17 protein-coding genes are annotated in these 18238 nt (G+C 66.8%); 6 read left to right on the top strand and 11 right to left on the bottom strand.

Features of this window, described 5'->3' with window-relative positions; translation table 11 throughout:
* The first annotated feature begins 15 nt into the window (after positions 1–15).
* A complete protein-coding gene (locus tag FB548_RS04380) occupies positions 16–1068 on the top strand; it encodes a metal-dependent hydrolase (RefSeq protein ID WP_142123500.1) in 1053 nt (350 codons plus the stop codon).
* A 45-nt stretch (positions 1069–1113) separates the two neighbouring features.
* Here the strand turns inward: FB548_RS04380 and FB548_RS04385 are convergent, their stop codons facing one another.
* From FB548_RS04385 to FB548_RS04420, 8 genes are all read right to left on the bottom strand, one after another.
* Positions 1114–1461 carry a hypothetical protein gene (locus FB548_RS04385; protein ID WP_142123501.1) on the bottom strand — a complete coding sequence of 116 codons (348 nt, stop codon included), beginning with the start codon at positions 1459–1461 and terminating at the stop codon, positions 1114–1116.
* 155 nt (positions 1462–1616) lie between these two features.
* Positions 1617–2444 (bottom strand): class I SAM-dependent methyltransferase, encoded by an 828-nt coding sequence (locus tag FB548_RS04390; protein WP_142123502.1) that lies wholly within the window; start codon positions 2442–2444, stop codon positions 1617–1619.
* 11 nt (positions 2445–2455) lie between these two features.
* Positions 2456–3454 (bottom strand): tRNA dihydrouridine synthase DusB, encoded by a 999-nt coding sequence (gene dusB / locus FB548_RS04395; protein WP_142123503.1) that lies wholly within the window; start codon positions 3452–3454, stop codon positions 2456–2458.
* Between the two features lie 29 nt (positions 3455–3483).
* A complete protein-coding gene (locus FB548_RS04400; protein ID WP_255470303.1) occupies positions 3484–4566 on the bottom strand; it encodes a PepSY-associated TM helix domain-containing protein in 1083 nt (360 codons plus the stop codon).
* 39 nt (positions 4567–4605) lie between these two features.
* Entirely contained in the window at positions 4606–6759 is a 2154-nt protein-coding gene (locus FB548_RS04405) for a TonB-dependent receptor (RefSeq protein ID WP_185741972.1), read from the bottom strand.
* Positions 6760–6869: 110 nt separating this feature from the next.
* Positions 6870–7865, bottom strand: coding sequence for a ribokinase (locus FB548_RS04410; RefSeq protein ID WP_142123506.1), 996 nt, complete (start codon positions 7863–7865; stop codon positions 6870–6872).
* Between the two features lie 97 nt (positions 7866–7962).
* A complete protein-coding gene (locus FB548_RS04415; RefSeq protein WP_142123507.1) occupies positions 7963–9261 on the bottom strand; it encodes a nucleoside transporter C-terminal domain-containing protein in 1299 nt (432 codons plus the stop codon).
* Between the two features lie 69 nt (positions 9262–9330).
* Complete coding sequence (locus tag FB548_RS04420; RefSeq protein ID WP_221625910.1) at positions 9331–9903, bottom strand: TMEM165/GDT1 family protein; 573 nt, start codon at positions 9901–9903, stop codon at positions 9331–9333.
* A gap of 315 nt (positions 9904–10218) precedes the next feature.
* Here FB548_RS04420 and FB548_RS04425 point away from each other — a divergent pair, with 315 nt between their 5' ends.
* From FB548_RS04425 to FB548_RS04445, 5 genes are all read left to right on the top strand, one after another.
* Positions 10219–11190: an aldo/keto reductase gene (locus FB548_RS04425; RefSeq protein WP_142123508.1), complete on the top strand. Its 972-nt coding sequence runs from the start codon at positions 10219–10221 to the stop codon at positions 11188–11190.
* Positions 11191–11272: 82 nt separating this feature from the next.
* Positions 11273–11479, top strand: coding sequence for a hemin uptake protein HemP (locus FB548_RS04430; RefSeq protein ID WP_142123509.1), 207 nt, complete (start codon positions 11273–11275; stop codon positions 11477–11479).
* 148 nt (positions 11480–11627) lie between these two features.
* Complete coding sequence (locus FB548_RS04435; RefSeq protein WP_142123510.1) at positions 11628–13922, top strand: TonB-dependent hemoglobin/transferrin/lactoferrin family receptor; 2295 nt, start codon at positions 11628–11630, stop codon at positions 13920–13922.
* Between the two features lie 5 nt (positions 13923–13927).
* Positions 13928–14554, top strand: coding sequence for a Hemin transport protein (locus FB548_RS04440; RefSeq protein ID WP_142123511.1), 627 nt, complete (start codon positions 13928–13930; stop codon positions 14552–14554).
* Between the two features lie 11 nt (positions 14555–14565).
* A complete protein-coding gene (locus FB548_RS04445; RefSeq protein ID WP_142123512.1) occupies positions 14566–15522 on the top strand; it encodes a DUF6607 family protein in 957 nt (318 codons plus the stop codon).
* A gap of 98 nt (positions 15523–15620) precedes the next feature.
* Here the strand turns inward: FB548_RS04445 and FB548_RS04450 are convergent, their stop codons facing one another.
* The 3 genes from FB548_RS04450 to FB548_RS04460 are packed head-to-tail and all read right to left on the bottom strand — an operon-like array spanning position 15621 to position 18125.
* Positions 15621–16784 carry a PDZ domain-containing protein gene (locus FB548_RS04450; RefSeq protein ID WP_185741973.1) on the bottom strand — a complete coding sequence of 388 codons (1164 nt, stop codon included), beginning with the start codon at positions 16782–16784 and terminating at the stop codon, positions 15621–15623.
* 29 nt (positions 16785–16813) lie between these two features.
* Positions 16814–17569: a hypothetical protein gene (locus tag FB548_RS04455; RefSeq protein WP_142123514.1), complete on the bottom strand. Its 756-nt coding sequence runs from the start codon at positions 17567–17569 to the stop codon at positions 16814–16816.
* The gene (locus FB548_RS04460) at positions 17562–18125 is read right to left on the bottom strand and encodes a sigma-70 family RNA polymerase sigma factor (RefSeq protein ID WP_255470304.1); all 564 of its coding nucleotides are present in this window, start codon (positions 18123–18125) and stop codon (positions 17562–17564) included. Before FB548_RS04460 ends, FB548_RS04455 begins: the two co-directional genes overlap by 8 nt.
* Positions 18126–18238: the final 113 nt, after the last annotated feature.

Below are 18238 nucleotides of genomic sequence, written 5' to 3' on the forward strand. Positions count from 1 at the left end.
TGCTAGGATCGCCGCATGGATTCCCTCAGTCAGATCGTTCTTGGCGCTGCCGTAGCCGCCGCCATCGCCCCCGCCAGCCAACGCCGTGCCGCACTTCTCGCCGGTGCCGCCCTCGGCACGCTGCCGGACCTCGACAGCCTGCCCATCGCGTTGTTCTCGGACAACCCGGTTTCGCTGATGACCGTGCATCGCAGCTTCAGCCATTCGTTGTTCGTGTTGCCTCTGCTCGGCTGGCTGGTCTGGTGGCTGTTCAAGCGGTTCGGCAACGGACGCGTTGCGGCGGCGCCCGTGAGCTGGTTCTGGGCGATCCAGCTGGCACTGATCACGCATCCGTTGCTGGATGCCTTCACCGTCTACGGCACGCAACTGTGGTGGCCGCTGATGCCGCCGCCGACGATGTGGTCCAGCATGTTCATCATCGATCCGCTGTATACGGTGTGGTTGCTGGTGGCCTGCATCGCGGCGTGGTTCCTGCGCGAACGCGCTGCGGCGCAACGCGCGCTCGCCGTCGGCCTGATGTTGAGCAGTGCGTACCTGGGATGGTCGCTGCTGGCCAAGACCATGGTGGATCGCGAGGCTGAGCGGACGCTCGCTTCCATGGGGCTGGGTGGGGCGCCGTATTTCTCGGTGCCGATGCCGTTCAATACGCTGCTCTGGCGCGTGGTGGCGATGACGCCGTCGGGTTACGTGGAGGCGGAGCGATCCGTCCTGGCCGATGATGGTCCGCTGCAGTTCCGCGGCTATCCGTCCAACGTGCAGGCGCTGGCGGAGGCGCACGCTGTTCCGGCGGTCCAGCGGCTGTCCTGGTTCAACCGCGGCTTCATGCGTGCGCGAGTGCAGCAGGATCGCTTGGTGCTGTCGGATCTGCGGATGGGGTTGGAGCCGGACTACAGCTTCAGCTTCGAAGTGGCCGAACGACGCGACGGAGCGTGGTCTCCGGTGACGCCGGTGCAGCAGCCCTGGGCCGCGCCGGTCTCGGGCACGGAAGGGCTGCTGAAGTTGGTCTCCGCCATGTGGCATCGCATCCGTCACCCATCAACGGAGCCATTGCGGTCCGCCATCGGCTGACGCGTCGCGGAAGCCGGCGCGTCAGCCCCTTGCGGCAGGAGATTGTCAGGAGCCGGTGTGCCTTTCCTTGCGGACGGGGTCTGCGGGTTGCGCCGCCGCCGCGTCCACGGCGACGCGTTGCTGTTCGCCGGCTTCGGTGCGGCGTTCCAGGACGAATGACTCGCCGTTCAACGCACGCCGGAAATTGTCTTCGCCCACGGCTGCGCGGAACTGGGTGGCGGCGCGTTGGTAGGAGGCGCGATACTCCGGGAAAGCGGTGCGCGGACCGATCACCATCTGTACCTTGCGTTCGCTCATGCCGGTGTACTCGGCAAGTTGTTTGATGCTGTCGCCGGCCTGCACGGAGAAGGGCAGGGCGAGCAAGGCGACGAGGAGCGGGGTTCTTGCGTTCATGACAGCCTCCAGGGGAGGTGATTACCGCTTGTTGGCTGCGGTACTCCGCAGGCCGGCGGGGGAACCGGCATGCCCATCCTCACGCTGCGTGGCCGTGCGCCCCAGTGCCGGAAAGCACCGTGACTCAGGTCATGTTTAGCGCACGTATATCTTCATCAGTAAACCGTTGCGCGCGCCTGCACGAAGGCATAGAAAAAGACGGCGTCCGGGTCATTTTGCACGTCGTGCATCTCGCGCCGCATGCCGTCCACCACATCCTGTGTCACCCGGTCGGCCTGCACCAGGGAATCAGCGGCAGACAACAGCAGTTCTTCCCAGAACGCGATCATGTCCTTGCGCCGTGCGGGCTCGCGGTTGTCGAAGTGCACCGTCTTGATCTCGGTGGCGACGTCGCGGTAGCCGCCGGCGAGCAGCAGGTTGCCCAGCTTCGCACCGATGAACGGATCGCCGCCGCTGTCGTACTGGAAATCGTTGAACGCCATCCAGTAGCGCCACGTGTTCGGCGAATACGGATGCAGCAGGAACGACGAGTTCATCACTTCGGTGATGTAGATCGGCGAGCCGGGCGCCAGTACGCGGCGGACTTCGCTCAGCACGCGCGCGGGATTCGGCACGTGCTCCAGGATCCAGCACAGGAAGGCGGCGTCGAATTCACGCGCGCCGTAAGGCAGCCGGCTGGCATCCGCCTGCAGCAGGGTATAGCGGTCGCGACACCAGGGCATGGTGGCCAGGTTCTGTCGCGCGGCCTGCAGTTGCACGTCGTTTAGGTCGACGCAGGTCACGTGCACGTCGGGGAAGCGACGCAACAGGATCTCGGTCTGAGCCCCCACGCCGCTGCCGACCTCCAACAACCGGCGTGCCCCGGTGTAGTCGACATGGTTGAACAGCGTGCTTTCCAGCAGGCGCGCCTGCTTCATCAGGCGCGCCTGTTCAACCGACGAGAATCCATGAAGGTAGGCAGGACGTTCATCGTTCTCGGACATGGACTCTCTCCTCAGGCGGCGGCAGGCAACACCGGCGCGACGCCGGCGATCAGGGCATCGAAGTAGTCGCGTGTCAGCCGAACCTGCTCGTCCGCGCTCTCGGCGCGATTGACCACCGCGCGGAATGCGAGGTTCTCGGGGCGGTCCCTGGCGTACCAGCCCAGGTGCTTGCGCGCGATGCGCACGCCCTGTGGTTCGCCGTAGAACCCGTGCAATGCCTGCAGGTGGCCCAGCAGGATGTCGCGCACTTCATGCAGCGTCGGTGGGGGAAGGTGTTCGCCGGTGGCGAGGAAGTGCGCGATCTCGCGGAAGATCCACGGACGCCCCTGCGCGGCGCGGCCGACCATCACCGCGTCGGCGCCGGTCTTCGCCAACACCTGCGCGGCCTTGGCCGGCGAATCGATGTCGCCGTTGGCGACGACGGGAATACGCAGCGCGGCCTTGATCGCGGCGATGGTCTCGTACTCGGCCATGCCGGTGTAGTGCTGGTCGCGCGTGCGGCCGTGCACGGCCAGCGAGGCGATGCCGCTCTCCTGTGCGATGCGCGCGATGGTCGGCCCGTTGCGGTGGTCGCAGTCCCAGCCCGTGCGGATCTTCAGCGTGACCGGCACGTCCACGGCTTTCACCACGGCCTCCAGGATGCGGCCTACCAGCGCCTCGTCGCGCATCAGCGCCGAGCCTGCCCAGGCATGGCACACCTTCTTGGCCGGACAGCCCATGTTGATGTCGATGATCTGCGCGCCGTGGTCGGCGTTGTAGCGCGCGGCATGGGCCAGTTGTTGCGGCTCGGTGCCGGCGATCTGGACGCTGACGGGGCTGGGTTCTCCCTCGTGGTCCATCCGGCGCAGCGACTTGTTCGTGTTCCAGAAGCGCGGGTCGCTGATGGTCATTTCCGACACCGCCAGGCCCGCACCCAGCCGTTTGCACAGCAGCCGGAACGGCTTGTCGGTGACGCCGGCCATGGGGGCCAGCATCACCGGCGGGTCGATGCGGTAAGGGCCGATTTGCATGGCGGCATTGTACCGCCGGCCCCGGAGGGTCAGCGCCTGCGGCTTCGCGCGCGCCAGAACAGGAAGCCGGTCGCCAGGAGGAACGCGGGCAACAGGCCTGCGGCGGCGATGGCCCATTGCCATGCACGCCCGCCCACGAAGCCGCCATGCAACGGATACATCGCCTCGCTGATGCGGGCACCGGCGTCCTGCGCTGTCGCATCGTGCACCTGCACCGCGCTTGCGCGGTATGGATCCATCCAGACAACGCTGCGGCCGTTGGGATGCCACTCGCCGGGAGCGCGGAAACGGATCGACACCATGGCGTCATCGCCCTTGGGTAGGCTGATGCGGCGGAGTTCGCTGCCACGCGGGGCCGCATCCGCTGCGGTGAGCAGCACGGCCTGCCAATCGATGGAGGTGGTCTCCCGTTCGATCGGCAATGGCGGCACGACCTCGGGCCCGTCGCCGAACGTCCAGCGAAGCGCACTTCGCAACGGCTGGCTGTACACCATCGCCACGCCGGTGAAGGTCACCACCAACAGCAATGGCAGCAGCAAAACCCCCAGGCTGCGGTGCCAGCTGAGCCAGCGCCGGGCAGGCGGCGCCGCATGCCAGCGCAGGCTCGCCGCCAGCGCGGCCAGGCGCGGCCACCACAGGTAAAGTCCGGACAACAGCAGGAACAGCGCCACGACGCCGGACGCGCCCAGCACCTGCTCGCCAGCCTCGCCGGCGAGCAGGTGCGTGTGTAGGTCGCGCAGCCACATCACCGCGTCGTTGCCGGTGTTGCGCACCAGCAACGGCTCGCCATTGGCGGGATCGAAGTAGTGGCGTTCACCCTTGGCGGCGAACGCCTGCCAGGCAGGCAGCCGCGGCGAGGGCAGATCGACGGAACGGATGCCGCTGTCCTCCGCCCCTGCCACGATCCGCGCCAACGCGTGACCCTGGAGCGCGAGCGGCGGGAGCCGTTCGCGATCCAGTTCGGGATGCGCAGCCAGCAGCAGTTCGGATTGGAACGCCAGTACCGTGCCGGTCAACGACACAATAGCGAACACCAGGCCCACGGACAGTCCCAGCCACAGGTGCAGCCACTTCAGCACGGGGCGGAAGCGCCATGCGGAGGAGGTGGACATGGCCTGGCGGCGGAGCATGCGGGGCGTTGGCGAGGCGCGTCAGAAGCGGTGGGACCAGCCCACCGTGAGCACGCGCCCGCGTCCGGCGGTGTAGGTGTCGTTGCGTGGCGTGCTCTGCGAGTAGTAGGTGACGTACTGCTCCGAGAAGAGGTTCTCCACGCCCACGCTCAGCGTGCCGACGGGCAGCTTGATGCGGGTGAGCAGATCCACCGTGGTGTAACCGTCGAAGTCGGCCACCGGGGTGCCGCGCAGGTCGAATTCGCGATCCAGCGCCTTGCTCGCCTGCAGGCGTACGTCCACCGAGGGCGTGAACGATGCCTCCCAGAACGCGGTGACCCGGTCCGGACTGATATTGATGCCCGGGAGATCGCTGTCGACGCGGCCATCGGCATTGCTGTCGTAGCGCCCTTCGCTGCGCGCGTAGGCCAGGCCCGCGCGCATGCCGTCGCTGAAGCGATACGACAGGCTGCCATCGAAGCCCTTGATCTCGGTCCGTTCGCGGACCACCGCATACGTCTGCGTCGCGGTATCGAAGGCCAGGCGCGAGCCCAGGTCGGAGTCGGAGCGGTACAGGGCCAGGTGCACCAGCCAGCGGCCGTCGTCGTAATCCAGGCCGATCTCCTGGTTGTCGGCGATGACCGGCTGCAGGTCGACCAGGTTGTCCACCCGCTGGCCGGCCGCGGTGATGCCACGCAGCACGCGACCGATGTCGGCCACGGTGTAGCCTTCGGCGTAGGACGCGTACAGCTTGAGCGCGTCGGTGGCTTCCCACACCAGACCCAGGTTCGGCAGGGTCTCGGTGGTTTTGGTGGTGCCGCCGGTGACCAGATAGCGCGTGCCCTTCACGCCGGCCGGCACGGTGCGCTGGTCGGGGATGGTCAGGTAGTCGTCCACTTGCAGTTCGCCGCGCTCATGCCGAAGGCCGCCCGTCAGCAGCCAGGCGTCGGCGAACCGCCATTCCGCCTGCACGAAGGGCGAGACTAATTCGTAGGTCGTTTCAGGCACCCAGTCGATCTGCGCGTAGACCAGCTCCTGGTAGGTGCTGTCGCGGGCCAGGTCGAGCCCGAACGTGGCCCGCAGGTCCATTCCGAACAGGTCGCCGCGCGACCAGCTGAACTTGCCGCCGAGTTTCTCCGACGCATTCTGCGACTGGTCGTACCAGTCCGGGTCGCGCCCGTCGCCCCAGAAGTCGCCCCAGTAGCTGCCGCCGTAGAGGGCCTTGAAATCCACCCAGTACAGCTGCGTCTGCAGGAAGCCGCCGGCCAGGTCATGATCGGTGTAATCCAGCACCACCGATGTCGAGCGGTTGCGGGCGCCTTCGCCTTCGCTGCCGCCGGGCGCGGACGTGGCCAGCTGGCCGGTGGCGATGTTGCCCGGCACGGTGCGGTAGTCGTTGTTGCCCTGCAGTTCGTAGTGGTTGGCGCTGACCTGCAGCCGGCGCCGGTCGTCGAGGTTCCAGCCGACCTTGGCGAACAGGTTGTGGCTGCGCGCGTCCATCAGGTCGCCCTGGACGTCGTTGACGGCGATCGCCCGGCCATCGCCGTCGTAATAGAGTCCTTCGCTGGCCAGGGATGCGCCGCCGACGAAGTCGACGTCGCCGTTGCGCGTGCCGAAGACGTAGGACGCCTTGTAGCCCGCGCTGTCGTCTTCGCGGGGGACCGCCACGCTTGCGCTGACGCTGACATCGTGGAACGTCTCGCCGTCCTTGCGGGGCGCGCGCTTGGTGATGATGTTGATGATGCCGCCGGAGGCGCCCAGGCCCTGCAACGCATTGGCGCCGTGGATCACTTCGATCCGCTCGATCATCGCCGGGTCGATGGTGTGACCGTCGCGTCCGCCTTCGCGCAATGGCGTCGACTGCGGTACGCCGTCGACCAGATACAGCGGCTTGCGGCCGCGCAGGTTCTCACCGGCGTTGGTCAGCTTCTGGCGTGAAGGCGTGAATGCCGGAATCAAGTTGGCGAGGACCTGGGACAGGTCCTGCGTGAGCGCCAGCTGCTGATCCAACTGCTGGCGATCGATGATGGTGATGGTATTCGGCAGTGCCGCGGCCGAATCCGGAATGCGGCTGGTACTGGCCGAGACCGTCACGCGGTCGAGTTTGACAGCGTCATTCGACTGCGCAACGGCGATGGGGCTCAGGACAGATGAGAGGGCGAGCGAAAGCAGGCTCAGACGAAGCGGAAGGGGCATGGGGGACAGGTCTGGGATATCGGACCCGTCCATTTTAAATGAGAATGGTTATCAGTAGCTAGGGGTGTCCACGGCGGCCATCCGGCGCAACTCCCGACCGGAACCCTTGTTCAACCAGACACCGTGTCGAAGCGTGCCTGCATCTCGCTCAACAACGGCATGGCCAGTGCCGCTCCGTTCCTTTCAGTCGAAAGGGCCGCGTAGCGGTTTGCGAAGCGAACGTGGTCAGCGAATACCGGCGACCCGCCCGCCGCGAGCGATGCGGCGAGCGCGCCGTTGAAGGCATCACCGGCGCCGGTGGTGTCGATGGCATTGGCGTTCTCCGCCGCCACCCGGTAGTGCGCACGCGCATCGCCGCGCAGTTGCTCGTCGGGGTGCGATACGTAGACGCCGGTGGCGCCCAGCGTGACGATGACGATGCCGTGCGGCAACAGCAGGCGGCAATGCTGGTGCAGGGTCACGCCATCCAGCGTGGCGACATCGTCGGCACTGATGCGCTCGCCCAGGTGGCGCGCCAGCAGGGCGGCGAATTCGGTTTCGTTGGGCGTGACGATGTCCGCATGCGACAGCAGATCGGTCGTGGTGGCGGCATTCGCGGGCGCGGGATTCAGTACCGTCATCGCACCATGTTGGCGTGCGGCCTGCAGGGCCGACAGCACGGCGTCCGTGGGTGATTCCAGCTGCACGAGCACGACGGCGGAGTTCGCAAACGCTGAATCCTGTTGCGCCACGAATGCGGTATCGAGCGCCGCGTTGGCGCCGGCACCGATGACGATCATGTTGCGGCCGTGCCCATCCACATAGATGCCGGCCGTACCGGTGGGTTCGTCGGTGGCCTGCGCGCGCAGGTCCATACCGTTGTGTGCCGCCAGTTCACGCGCGAGCGTGCCGCCTGCATCGTTGCCCAAGGCACAGACGAAGGTGGTGGAGGCGCCCGCGCGGGCCGCCGCCATGGCCTGATTGAAGCCTTTTCCGCCCGGACCGCTGGCATAGCGCCCGGCGATGGTTGCGCCGGCATTCGGCAGGGTATCGCAGCGCCATACGTGGTCGACATTGAAGGAGCCCACGACGACGACGCGGGAAGCGGAGGATGATGGCGTGTTCATGGTGCGGTACCTGCAGTCCGGACCGCAGCAGCGCCACGGTCACGGGAGGGAAACGTAAACGGAAGGAGCGGGGCGGCCGTCGGCCGCCCGGGCCGGATCAGCCGAAGTTCGAAAGCACGCCGGCGATGGTGGCCGTCATCAGCGTGGCAATGGTGCCGCCCAGCACGGCGCGCAGGCCGAAGCGCGCCAGGTCCGAGCGCCGCTCGGGTGCAAGCCCGCCGATGCCGCCGATCTGGATGGCGATCGAGCTGAAGTTGGCGAAGCCGCACAGCGCATAGGTGGCGATCAGCTTGCCTTCTTCCGACAGCGTCACGCCCGGGACCTTGCCGTTGACGATGTCGGCCAGCTGCAGGTAAGCGACGAACTCGTTGATGACGACCTTCTGGCCGATCAGCGAGGCGACCGTGGTCGCATCCTGCCACGGCACACCGATCACCCACGCGATGGGGGCCAGCAGGTAGCCGAAGATCGTGGCCAGGTCGGTCGGCTTGCCGATCGCCGCAGCCAAGCCGGTGGCTTCACCGAACCATGTCAGCGGCCAGTTGAGCAGCGCGATCAGGGCGATGAAGGCGAGCAGCATCGCGCCGATGTTCAACGCCAGCCGCAGGCCATCGCCTGCGCCGGCGGCGGCTGCATCGATGATGTTGCTGGAGGTCTTCTCCACTTCCATCTTCACCGTGCCGCGGGTCAGCGGCGTGCCGGTTTCCGGGATCAGCAATTTGGCGACGACCAGTGTGGCCGGGGCGGCCATGATGCTGGCGGCGAGCAGATGCTTGGCGTAGAACGCCTGCTGCTCGGCGTCACCCCCGCCCAGCATCCCCACGTAGGCCGCCAGCACACCGCCGGCGATGTGGGCCATGCCGCCGATCATCATCGTGATCAGCTCGGACTCGGTCATCTTCGGGATATACGGGCGCACCGTCAGCGGCGCCTCGGTCTGGCCGATGAAGACGCTGGCGCAGACGCTGGTGGTTTCCGCGCCCGACACCTTCATCACCTTGGTGATCGCCAGCGCCATGATCCGCACGATGAACTGCATCACGCCGAGGTGGTACAGCACGCCCATCAGCGCGGCGAAGAAGATGATGGTGGGAAGCACCTGGAAGGCGAAGATGAAACCGTAGGTTTCGGTGTTCATCAGGCTGCCGAAGATGAAGCTGGAACCGGCATTGACGAAGCTCAGGATCTTCACGAAGCCGTGGCCCAGCGCATCGAACACTTCGCGCCCACCCGGTACCAGCAGCACCACGGCGGCGAAGGCGATCTGCAGGGTGATGCCGGTGGCGACCAGTTTCCAGTCGATGGCCTTCCGGTTGTTGGAAAACAGCCAGACGATGCCGATCAGCACCGCCAGACCGAACAGGCCGAAGCCGATCCGCCCCAAGACTTCCAGCATGTATTCCCCCAGACCTTGCATATTGTTCTGACCGCGGAGTCTAGCAGCGCCCGGCCCGGCCCCGGTTGTTCAGCCAACGCCCCGCACGGCGACCCACACGGCCAAGGCGAGGAATACCGCCGCCGCCAGGCTGCGGGCCAGCTTCAGCGGCAGCCGGTCAGCAAAGCGGTGGCCCAGCCATACCACCGGCAGGTTGGCCAGCAACATGCCGATCGTGGTGCCGGCGATGACCTGCCACATCGGGTCGTACCGGGTGGCCAGCAGGACGGTGGCCACCTGGGTCTTGTCGCCGATCTCGGCCAGGAAGAAGGCTACAGTGGTTGCCACGAAGGCGCCGCGGGCCGGGAGGTTGTCGGCTTCGTCTTCCAACGTGTCGGGTTTGAGCGTCCACAGGGCCACGGCCAGGAAGCTCGCCGCAACGACCCAGCGCAGCACCTCGGGCGACAGCCATTCGGTCAGTTCCGCGCCCAGCCACGCCGAGATCGCATGGTTGACCAGCGTGGCGACGAGGATGCCCAGCGCTATCGGCCATGGCTTGCGGTAACGCGCTGCCAGCAACAGGGCGAGCAACTGGGTCTTGTCGCCGATTTCGGCCAAGGTGACGGTGCCGGTGGAGACCAGCAGGGCATGCAGGGACAGCATCTACGACTCCGGGGCCAGGCATTCGCGTCGAGCGCGAAGGCAAACGACGCACTGCCCGGCCCGGGTAAGCGCGACGCCTGCCTTCGGTCTTGCCCGGCGAAGCGGATCGCTTCGTCCCGCGCACCATGGTCGGCGACCAAGTGTGTTGACGCGCGGACCCCGTCAGGACGGGTGGGCTACTCCCCGGAGGAGGAAAGTGCGCGCATTGTACGGAGGCGCCGCCCGCCGCGGCGGAGTCATTCTCATTTGTCCGGGGCATCGCGTGGTCACCCGGCCGAACGGCGCTAGGATGGGGCGTTGTCACCGGAGCACGCCATGCACTACCGACGCTTGGGCAATTCTGGCCTGCAGATCTCAGCACTGTCCTTTGGTGCCTGGTTGACCTTCGGGCAACAGGTCGGACGCGCAGAGGCGCGCGAACTGATCGCGCTGGCCTGGGACCAGGGGATCAACTTCTTCGACAACGCCGAGGTGTACGGCCATGGCGAAGCCGAGCGCGTCATGGGCGAGGTGTTGCACGACTTGGACCTGCCACGTGACGGTTACTGCGTATCGAGCAAGGTCTGCTTCGGTGCCGTGGATAATCCGCGCCCGACCCAGCGCGGACTGTCGCGCAAACATGTGGTCGAAGGCTGTCACGCCGCCCTGCGACGGCTGCAGGTCGACTACCTGGACCTGTACTACTGCCACCGTCCCGACCCGGACACGCCGGTCGAGGAAACGGTGTGGGCGATGGATACGTTGGTGCGACAGGGCAAGGTGTTGTACTGGGGCACGTCGGAATGGCCGGCCGCGCGCATCCGCGAGGCCGCCACGATTGCGCGCCGGCATCATCTGCACGGGCCGACCATGGAACAGCCCCAGTACAACCTGCTTCATCGGCAGCGGGTGGAACTGGAATATGCGCCGCTGTACGCAGAACTCGGACTGGGAACCACCACCTGGTCGCCCCTGGCGTCCGGTCTGCTGACCGGCAAGTACGACGCTGGCGTAGCCGCGGACACGCGACTCGGCCAGCCCGGGCACGAGGAACTCCAGCGCATGGTCTTCGGCGCCGCGGGCGCACGCAGGCGGGAGCGCGCCCGGCGGTACGCCCAGGTCGCCGGCGACCTGGGCGAAAAGCCCGCGCCGCTGGCCATCGCCTGGTGCCTGCGCAACCCGCACGTTTCCAGCGTCATCCTGGGCGCCAGCCGCCCGGAGCAACTGCGCGAAAACCTCACGGCGCTCGAACTGGCGGCGCGCTACGACGATGCCGTGTGGGCCCGGCTGACCGCGGCGGCCGATTGAACGCATGAAAGTCGGCACGGACCCGTTGACTCAGTAATAAGAATCATTATCATCAAGTTCCGTTCCGCCACGGAGCTTCCCGATGATCTCGAACGTCACTGCCTTGCCCACGATCGACACGCCGGCGCTGCGCGAGCGCCTGTCCCTGCCGCAGGCTGCGCCTCGCGGCGAGGAAGCGCTGGATAGCGATGCACTGCTCAAAGGCCAGCGCGAAGTGCTGATCCGCCATGGTGATCGCCTCTATCGCCTGCGCCACACCAGCAACGACAAGCTGATCCTTACCAAGTAGCTGCGCAATCCGGCGTCGCCGTTCCAGGCGATGCCCGTCGTAGGCCGTCGTCCTGCGATCACCTCCCTCTCTCCACCGGGCGCCAGCCAAGGATTCTCCGGCCGCCAGCCTTCCGGGTTTTCCACCACCCACAGGAATGCTGTACGCCATGATGCGCCCCACGCTGCTCACCGCGGCCGTGTGGCTGGCCTTTGCCGGGCCCGCCTACGCCGCACCCGACGCCACCGCGGCCTCGCCCGCTTCCGCCGATGCCGGCACGCATGAACTGGAGCGCATCCAGGTCACCGCCACGCGCAGCGAACGCGCGGTCGCCGATGTGCCGAATGCCGTCAGCGTCATCGATCGCGAGGAACTGGATGATCACCTCGTCCGCGACATCAAGGATCTGGTGCGCTACGAACCCGGCGTGACCGTCACGTCGAGCTTCGGCCGTTTCGGCTTGGGGGGCTTCCGCATCCGCGGACTGGAAGGCAATCGCGTGCGTATCCAGACCGACGGCATCGCCGTGTCCGATGCGTTCTCCATCGGCAGCTTCTCGAATGCCAACCGCGATTTCGTGGATCTCGATATGCTGAAGCAGGTCGAGATCGTGCGCGGCCCGTCCAGTTCGCTGTACGGTTCGGATGCGCTCGGCGGCGTGGTGTCCTTCATCACCAAGGATCCGTCCGACTACCTGGATGAAGGCAAGGACGCCTACTTCGGTTTCCGCCTCGGTCATGACAGCAGTTGGAATGGCCTGTTCGGCAATGCCACCGCCGCGTTCGGCGGCGAACGCTGGAGCGGACTGGTCAACGTCAGTCATCGCCAGGGCCAGGAGACCGAGAACCAGGCCGATGCCGGTGGCACGGGGGCGGCGCGCACGTTGCCGAACCCGCAGGAGCGTGACGGCCGCAGCCTGCTGGCCAAACTGGTGTTCGCGCCTGGTGAAGGTCAGCGTTTCAAGCTGACGGTGGAAGGCAACGAAGACAGCGCCGACACCGACCTGCTGAACCAGCAGGGGTACCAGTCGCTGACGCGCGCCATCAACGATCGCGTCATCGCGCGCGATCACCAGACCCGCGCGCGGGTGGCATTTGCGCATGAATGGGACGACCTGTCGGCGGGCTTCGCCGACAGCCTGGATTGGCAGGTGTATCGCCAGGACAGTGAGACCACCCAGTACACGCGAGAGGAGCGCACATTGGCGGCGCCGGCGCTGCGCGACATCCGTGAGCGCGAGTTCAATTTCGACCAGCGGACGTATGGCCTGCAGGCGAACTTCCGCAAGGCGTTCGGTGATGCCGTGCGGCATGACCTCGTCTACGGCGTGGACGTGGCCCGCGGCGAGACACGGCAGAAGCGCGACGGTCTGAGGACCTTTCCGCTGACAGGCGCCAGCACGCCGGTGATGTCGCCGGACGTGTTTCCCGTGCGCGATTTCCCGGTCAGCAGGACCACGACGGCGGCGCTGTACGTGCAGGACGAAATCGGCTTCGCCGAGGGCGCTCTCCGCCTGGTGCCGGGCCTGCGCGTGGACCACTACCGCCTGGATCCACGGCATGACGCGATCTTCGATGCCGACAACCCCGACGTGGCGCTGGCCGACATCCGCGAGACCAGCGTGTCGCCCAAGCTGGGCATGGTGTGGAAATTCGCGCCGGGCTGGTCGCTGTTCGGCGGCTATGCGCATGGCTTCCGTTCGCCGCCCTACAACGACGTCAACATCGGCTTCACCAACGTGCAGTTCGGCTATACGGCCATCGCCAACCCGGATCTGAAGCCGGAAACCAGCGATGGGCTCGAGCTTGGCGTGCGTTACTCGGGTGACGCGATGTATGCCGAACTGAGCGGGTACTACAACGAGTACGAAGATTTCATCGCCTCCATGCGCAATATCGGGTTCGACCCGACATTGGGGCCGGCGGGATTGTCCGTGTACCAGTCGCAGAACATCGCCGAGGCGCGCATCCATGGCGTCGAGATGAAGGCGGGCGTGGATTTCGGCGCCCTGTCCGAGCGCTGGCAGGGATGGTCGCTGCGTGGCGCGGTGGCATGGTCGCGGGGCAAGGGCAGGGGGCCGGAGTCTGTGGATCTCGGCAACGGCAACACCGTCGAACAGGTCGTCACCCGTGACCTGGACAGCGTGGATCCGCTCACGGCGACGCTCGGGCTGGCTTACGACGCCGATGCCTGGGGCCTGGAGCTGGCGGGCCGGTTCGTCGAACGCAAGCAGCGCGTGTCCGATGCCCGCTACTACCGACAGCCGGGCTATGGCGTGCTGGACCTGTACGCGCACTGGGACTTCGCGCCCGGGGCCAAGTTCAATGTCGGTGTTTTCAATCTTGCTGATCGCACCTACATCGAGGCGGGCGACATCGCGCTGGTCGCAGCCGACAGCACCACGCTGGACCGCTACACCGCGTCCGGGCGCTCGCTGTCGGCCAGCGTGGCGGTGAGTTGGTAGCCGCCATGGCGACACTGCGCGCGCTACAGGGCTCCATCACCGGAGCGTCACGGGATACGTTCCCTACCGTCGTCCAGGTGGCGGCGCTGGGTCCGGTGCTGTGCCTGTACCCAACGCAGCAGGGCAGCGAACTCGCGGGCTGGCAGCAGGCGGTGCGCGTTCAGGCGCATGCCGGACTCGACAGCGATGGCCTGGATGAGCGGCTGCTGTTCTTCGATGCACAGGGACGTTGCTGCTGGCGTCTTTGCCTCCTGCCGGACAGCGACTTCGTTGCCTGGGACCGTCTGGTGGCCTCGTTGCCGAAAGGGCGCGACGAGCACACGGCCGGACTGGCCGATCGCCTGTGGCAGCGCCTGGCCGGCCGCCTTCTGGGCGGCCAGTGGCGCGCCTGCGCCCTGCAACTGCACGCGGTGCCGCAGCCTGCCTCGCTGCCGGTGCTGGCGGCGAGCCTGTCGTTGATGTCCGCCCTCGGCGTGACCACCGCACGCCGCATCGCGCATGCCGAAGGCGCCGAGCTTGAAAGCGGACTGCACGATGGCTGTTGCGCGCCAGCCGTGCGCGCTGTGGGCGCATATCCACGGAATGAAAAGGAGGCGGACGACAACGTCGTTCCGCTGGTCAGATTGAAATGAGAGAAGCCACCATGAAGAAGCCGGTCGCCGTCATCCTGTCGATTGCTGCCCTGTGCCACGCCGCCTCTGCCGCGGCCGATCCCGCCCGTGACCGCCAGTCCATCCTGGCGATGCAGGGTGACTACATCGTTGATTTCGCTTTCGACGAAACCGTGCTGCTGCAACCCGGCTACGAACGCCAGGCGGCCATGCGCAGTGGTGGCGACGAGACGGTGATCGTCGTCGAGGACACGCCGACCAAGATCGTCCTGCAGCACATCCTGGTCGACGCCAAGAGCGGCCATGTCACCAAGCACTGGCGCCAGGACTGGGTCTACCAGGCGCCGACGCGCTTCGAGTTCAGTGCCGACCAGACCTGGAGCGTGCGTCCGGTCCCGGTCGAGGCGACCCACGGTGCCTGGACCCAGTGCGTCTACGAAGTCAGCGATGCGCCGCGGTACTGCGGCACCGGCCGCTGGGACTACGCCCACGGCGTGGCCACCTGGACGAGCGATATCAGCTGGCGACCGCTGCCGCGACGCGAGTACACCAAGCGCAGCGATTACAACGCGCTTTCGGTCGTCAACCGCCACACGTTGACACCGAATGGCTGGACGCACGAACAGTTCAACACCAAGGTGCTGCGCACGCCGGATGGTACACAGGTGGAGTTGGCACGCGAGTTCGGTTTCAACGACTACGTGAAGACCACCGAGGTCGACTTCAAACCGGCGCGCGACTACTGGCAGGCCACGGCCGGGTATTGGGCCAAGGTGCGGGCGCACTGGAACGGTTTCCTGTCCAAGGCGCCGGGCCTGCGCCTGAAAACCAAGGTCGATGGCATGGCCATGATCATCCCGCTGTTCACCCAGGCCGGCGATGTGCAAGCCGGCAAGCCGGTGCCGGACGCGGACATCGCCAAGGTGTTCACCGACTGGGTGGAGTCCGCGCCGTCCGAACACGCCGGCACCGCGGACACGGTCCGCTGACGTTCTCTCCGGCACAGGGACGTGCCTTTCTTCCTGGAAAAAAGACCCCCGCAGATGCGAGGGCAGGGGATTCAACGAGTCTCTTGTTGTAGTGCAGGTCAGAGCAGAGTGCCGGTTTTTCCGGCGGGTGGAACAGGGGGTGCGGGCGGCGGCAACGGGGCGGCTTTCCCGTCCTCGAACGGGCGCACGTTGCCGTCCTGGTCGATGATCATCACGCGCCGGCTTTCGAGGACCTTCGGCGCCGTGCCAGGTGTCGCGCCAACGCGCGGCCTTGCTTCCATCCGCGACATGGCGGGGAAACGGAACGACCTGGCTTCGGGGACCGTCAGCGTCGTGGTCTGCGTCCGGCGGTCGCGCAGGTATTCGATCGACACCTTGGCTTGTTCGGGCCTGCCACGCAGTGCCTGCATGACGTCGCGCGGCGTGGTCACCGGCTTGCCTTCGATCCTGCGAATGACGTCGCCTGCCTGCAGTCCCTTCAGCTCTTCCCCCACCGAGAGCACCAACACGCCGGTATCGGTTCCGAAGTAGCGCCCCAGCGATGGGTCGACGCGGGCGAGATTCAGGTCGCTCCAGCGGAAAGCTTCGGCCAGGACCGGCAGCCTGCATTCCTGCTCCTTGCAATCCCCGAGTCTGCCGAGTTGCCGGAGCTCGCGCTGCACTTCCGGTGCGATGCCCACCGGCAGATCATCGAGCGTGATGGTGATGTCTTCATCCAGACCACTGAGCGCGTCCGACCCGGCCATCCGGTAGGTGGAGAAGGCGAACTGGGGACGGAGGGGTATGGGAATGGCTTTGGCCTCGTGGTCCCGACCGTCACGCTGGTAGGAAATCGAAACGGGCACGTCGATCTTCAAGTCCGCAAGGGCCGCGCGTGCGTTGGCCAGGCGCTCGTCAGGATTGGCGCCGGCAATCGGCTTGCCGCCGATGCCGACCAGCCGATCGCCGGCCTGCAGGCCAGCCTTCGCCGCGCCGCTGTCGGGCGTGATGCCGGTGATACGCACGCCGGTGTCGTCATCGCCGGTCAGCAGGACGCCCAGGCGTGGCTTGCGCTGCAGCGGACTGTCCCTGGGAATGGCGTGTGGATGTGCCGCGGTGCCCCGCGATAGTTCGGCCACGCGCCTGGCCGCCCGTTGCAAGTCGGCACGCGCCGCTTCCAGTTCCTTCTGTTGCATGGAGCCCGCGTCCTGGCGGGCGAGGCTGTCGAGGGGTGATGCCGTTGCGATGATCAGCAACGAAGCGGTGAGCAGGGCGGGTTTCATGCGTGCCTCCGGCATGGGTCGGTGTCGGGTCAGTAAATTGCGGTGTCGGGGTGCGGATAGGGTTCGCCGCGTGCCACCTGCCAGCGCTGGGTGGTTTCCACGCCGGTCAACTGCCGGAGCGTGTCCACGCGCGCCTGCCACAGTTGCGCCTGCGCGTCGTTGGGCAAGGCGGCCTGCGACAGCGCCATGTCGATGCTGGCCACCCGCTCCTGCAGTCCGGCGGACAGCGCTTCCGTGGCGGCGTTGGCCATGCGCGATTCGGGCAGCCGTGCCAGCACGGCTTCCAGTTGTGCCGATTCGGCATACAGCGCATCCAGCGGATCAGTGGCGGGGGGCGCGGCGGCCTTCGCAGGGTCGACGTCACCGGTGGGACGTGCCGCGCGTTGCCGGGCGACCGGAAGGGTGCCGCGCTGGAGCTTGGACGACGTGGTTGCGGCGTCCGTGGCGCGCGTGCCGATAGGGATGGGCAGGCCTTTCGCGGCCTCCGCATATAAAGGTGGCGAATCCTTGTCCGCCGGCGGGGCGGGTTGATGTGTCGAAGTGGTTGGGCGCGCGGGTGAAGGCGTGGTTGGGTTCGTCCATCGCAGGGGCAGCACCACGGCGAGCGCAAGCGCGGCGGCCATGGCCGCGCGCCGCGGCCAGCGATGGGGCTGTACCACCACCGGCCGAGGCAGGCGGGCAGCCAGCATCGCCCAGCTGTCAGCGGGTGCTGCTTCCAGCGGCAGGCCTGCAAAGGCGTCTCCCCAGTCACGCGGCACGGCATCGCGGGTGCGGACATCAGGCATGGACGGGTTCCTCGATCTGCAGCAATGCGCGCAGGCGACGAGTGCCGCGCGAAAGTTGCGATTTGGAGAAGCTGGGCGTGCGCTGCATCAGTACAGCGATCTCGTCGTGGGTGTAGCCCTCCGCGTGGTACAGCCACAGCACGCTGCGGGTGGCGGCCGGCAAGGCATCGAGCGCGCGCTGCAACAGGAAGGCGTCGGCTGCCGCAGTGGGTGGCAGGCCCTGGTCTTCGGGCAGGTCGTCTTCGTCGACCGCGATCTCGGCCACCAGCCGCTTCTGCCGGCGCAGTCGGAGCAGCGCTTCATTCACCGCGATCTGGCGCAGCCAACCCCAGAACGGGCAATCGGCGCGATAGTCGGGCAGGTGGTGGAACAGTTTCAGCATGGTGTCCTGCAGCACATCGCCCGCCTGCTCCCGGTCGCCGCAGATGCGCAGCGCCAGCGTGAACACCGGGCGCTCGAACCGTCGATAGATCTGTTCGAACGCCTCCCTGCATCCTGTGCGCGCACGGGCGACCAGGCTGTCGGGGACGTCGATGGCGAACTGCGATCGGCTCAAGCGGGGGGATTCGTCGGGTCGTCCCATACAGGGATGCGGCAGAGGGCAATACCGTCGCAGCGTGCGGAAAGTTCATCGATCACCGGCATGCCGCTGCCCCGGACGGCCGTGCG

The sequence above is a fragment of the Pseudoxanthomonas sp. 3HH-4 genome, from assembly GCF_006716465.1.
GTDB lineage: Bacteria > Pseudomonadota > Gammaproteobacteria > Xanthomonadales > Xanthomonadaceae > Pseudoxanthomonas_A.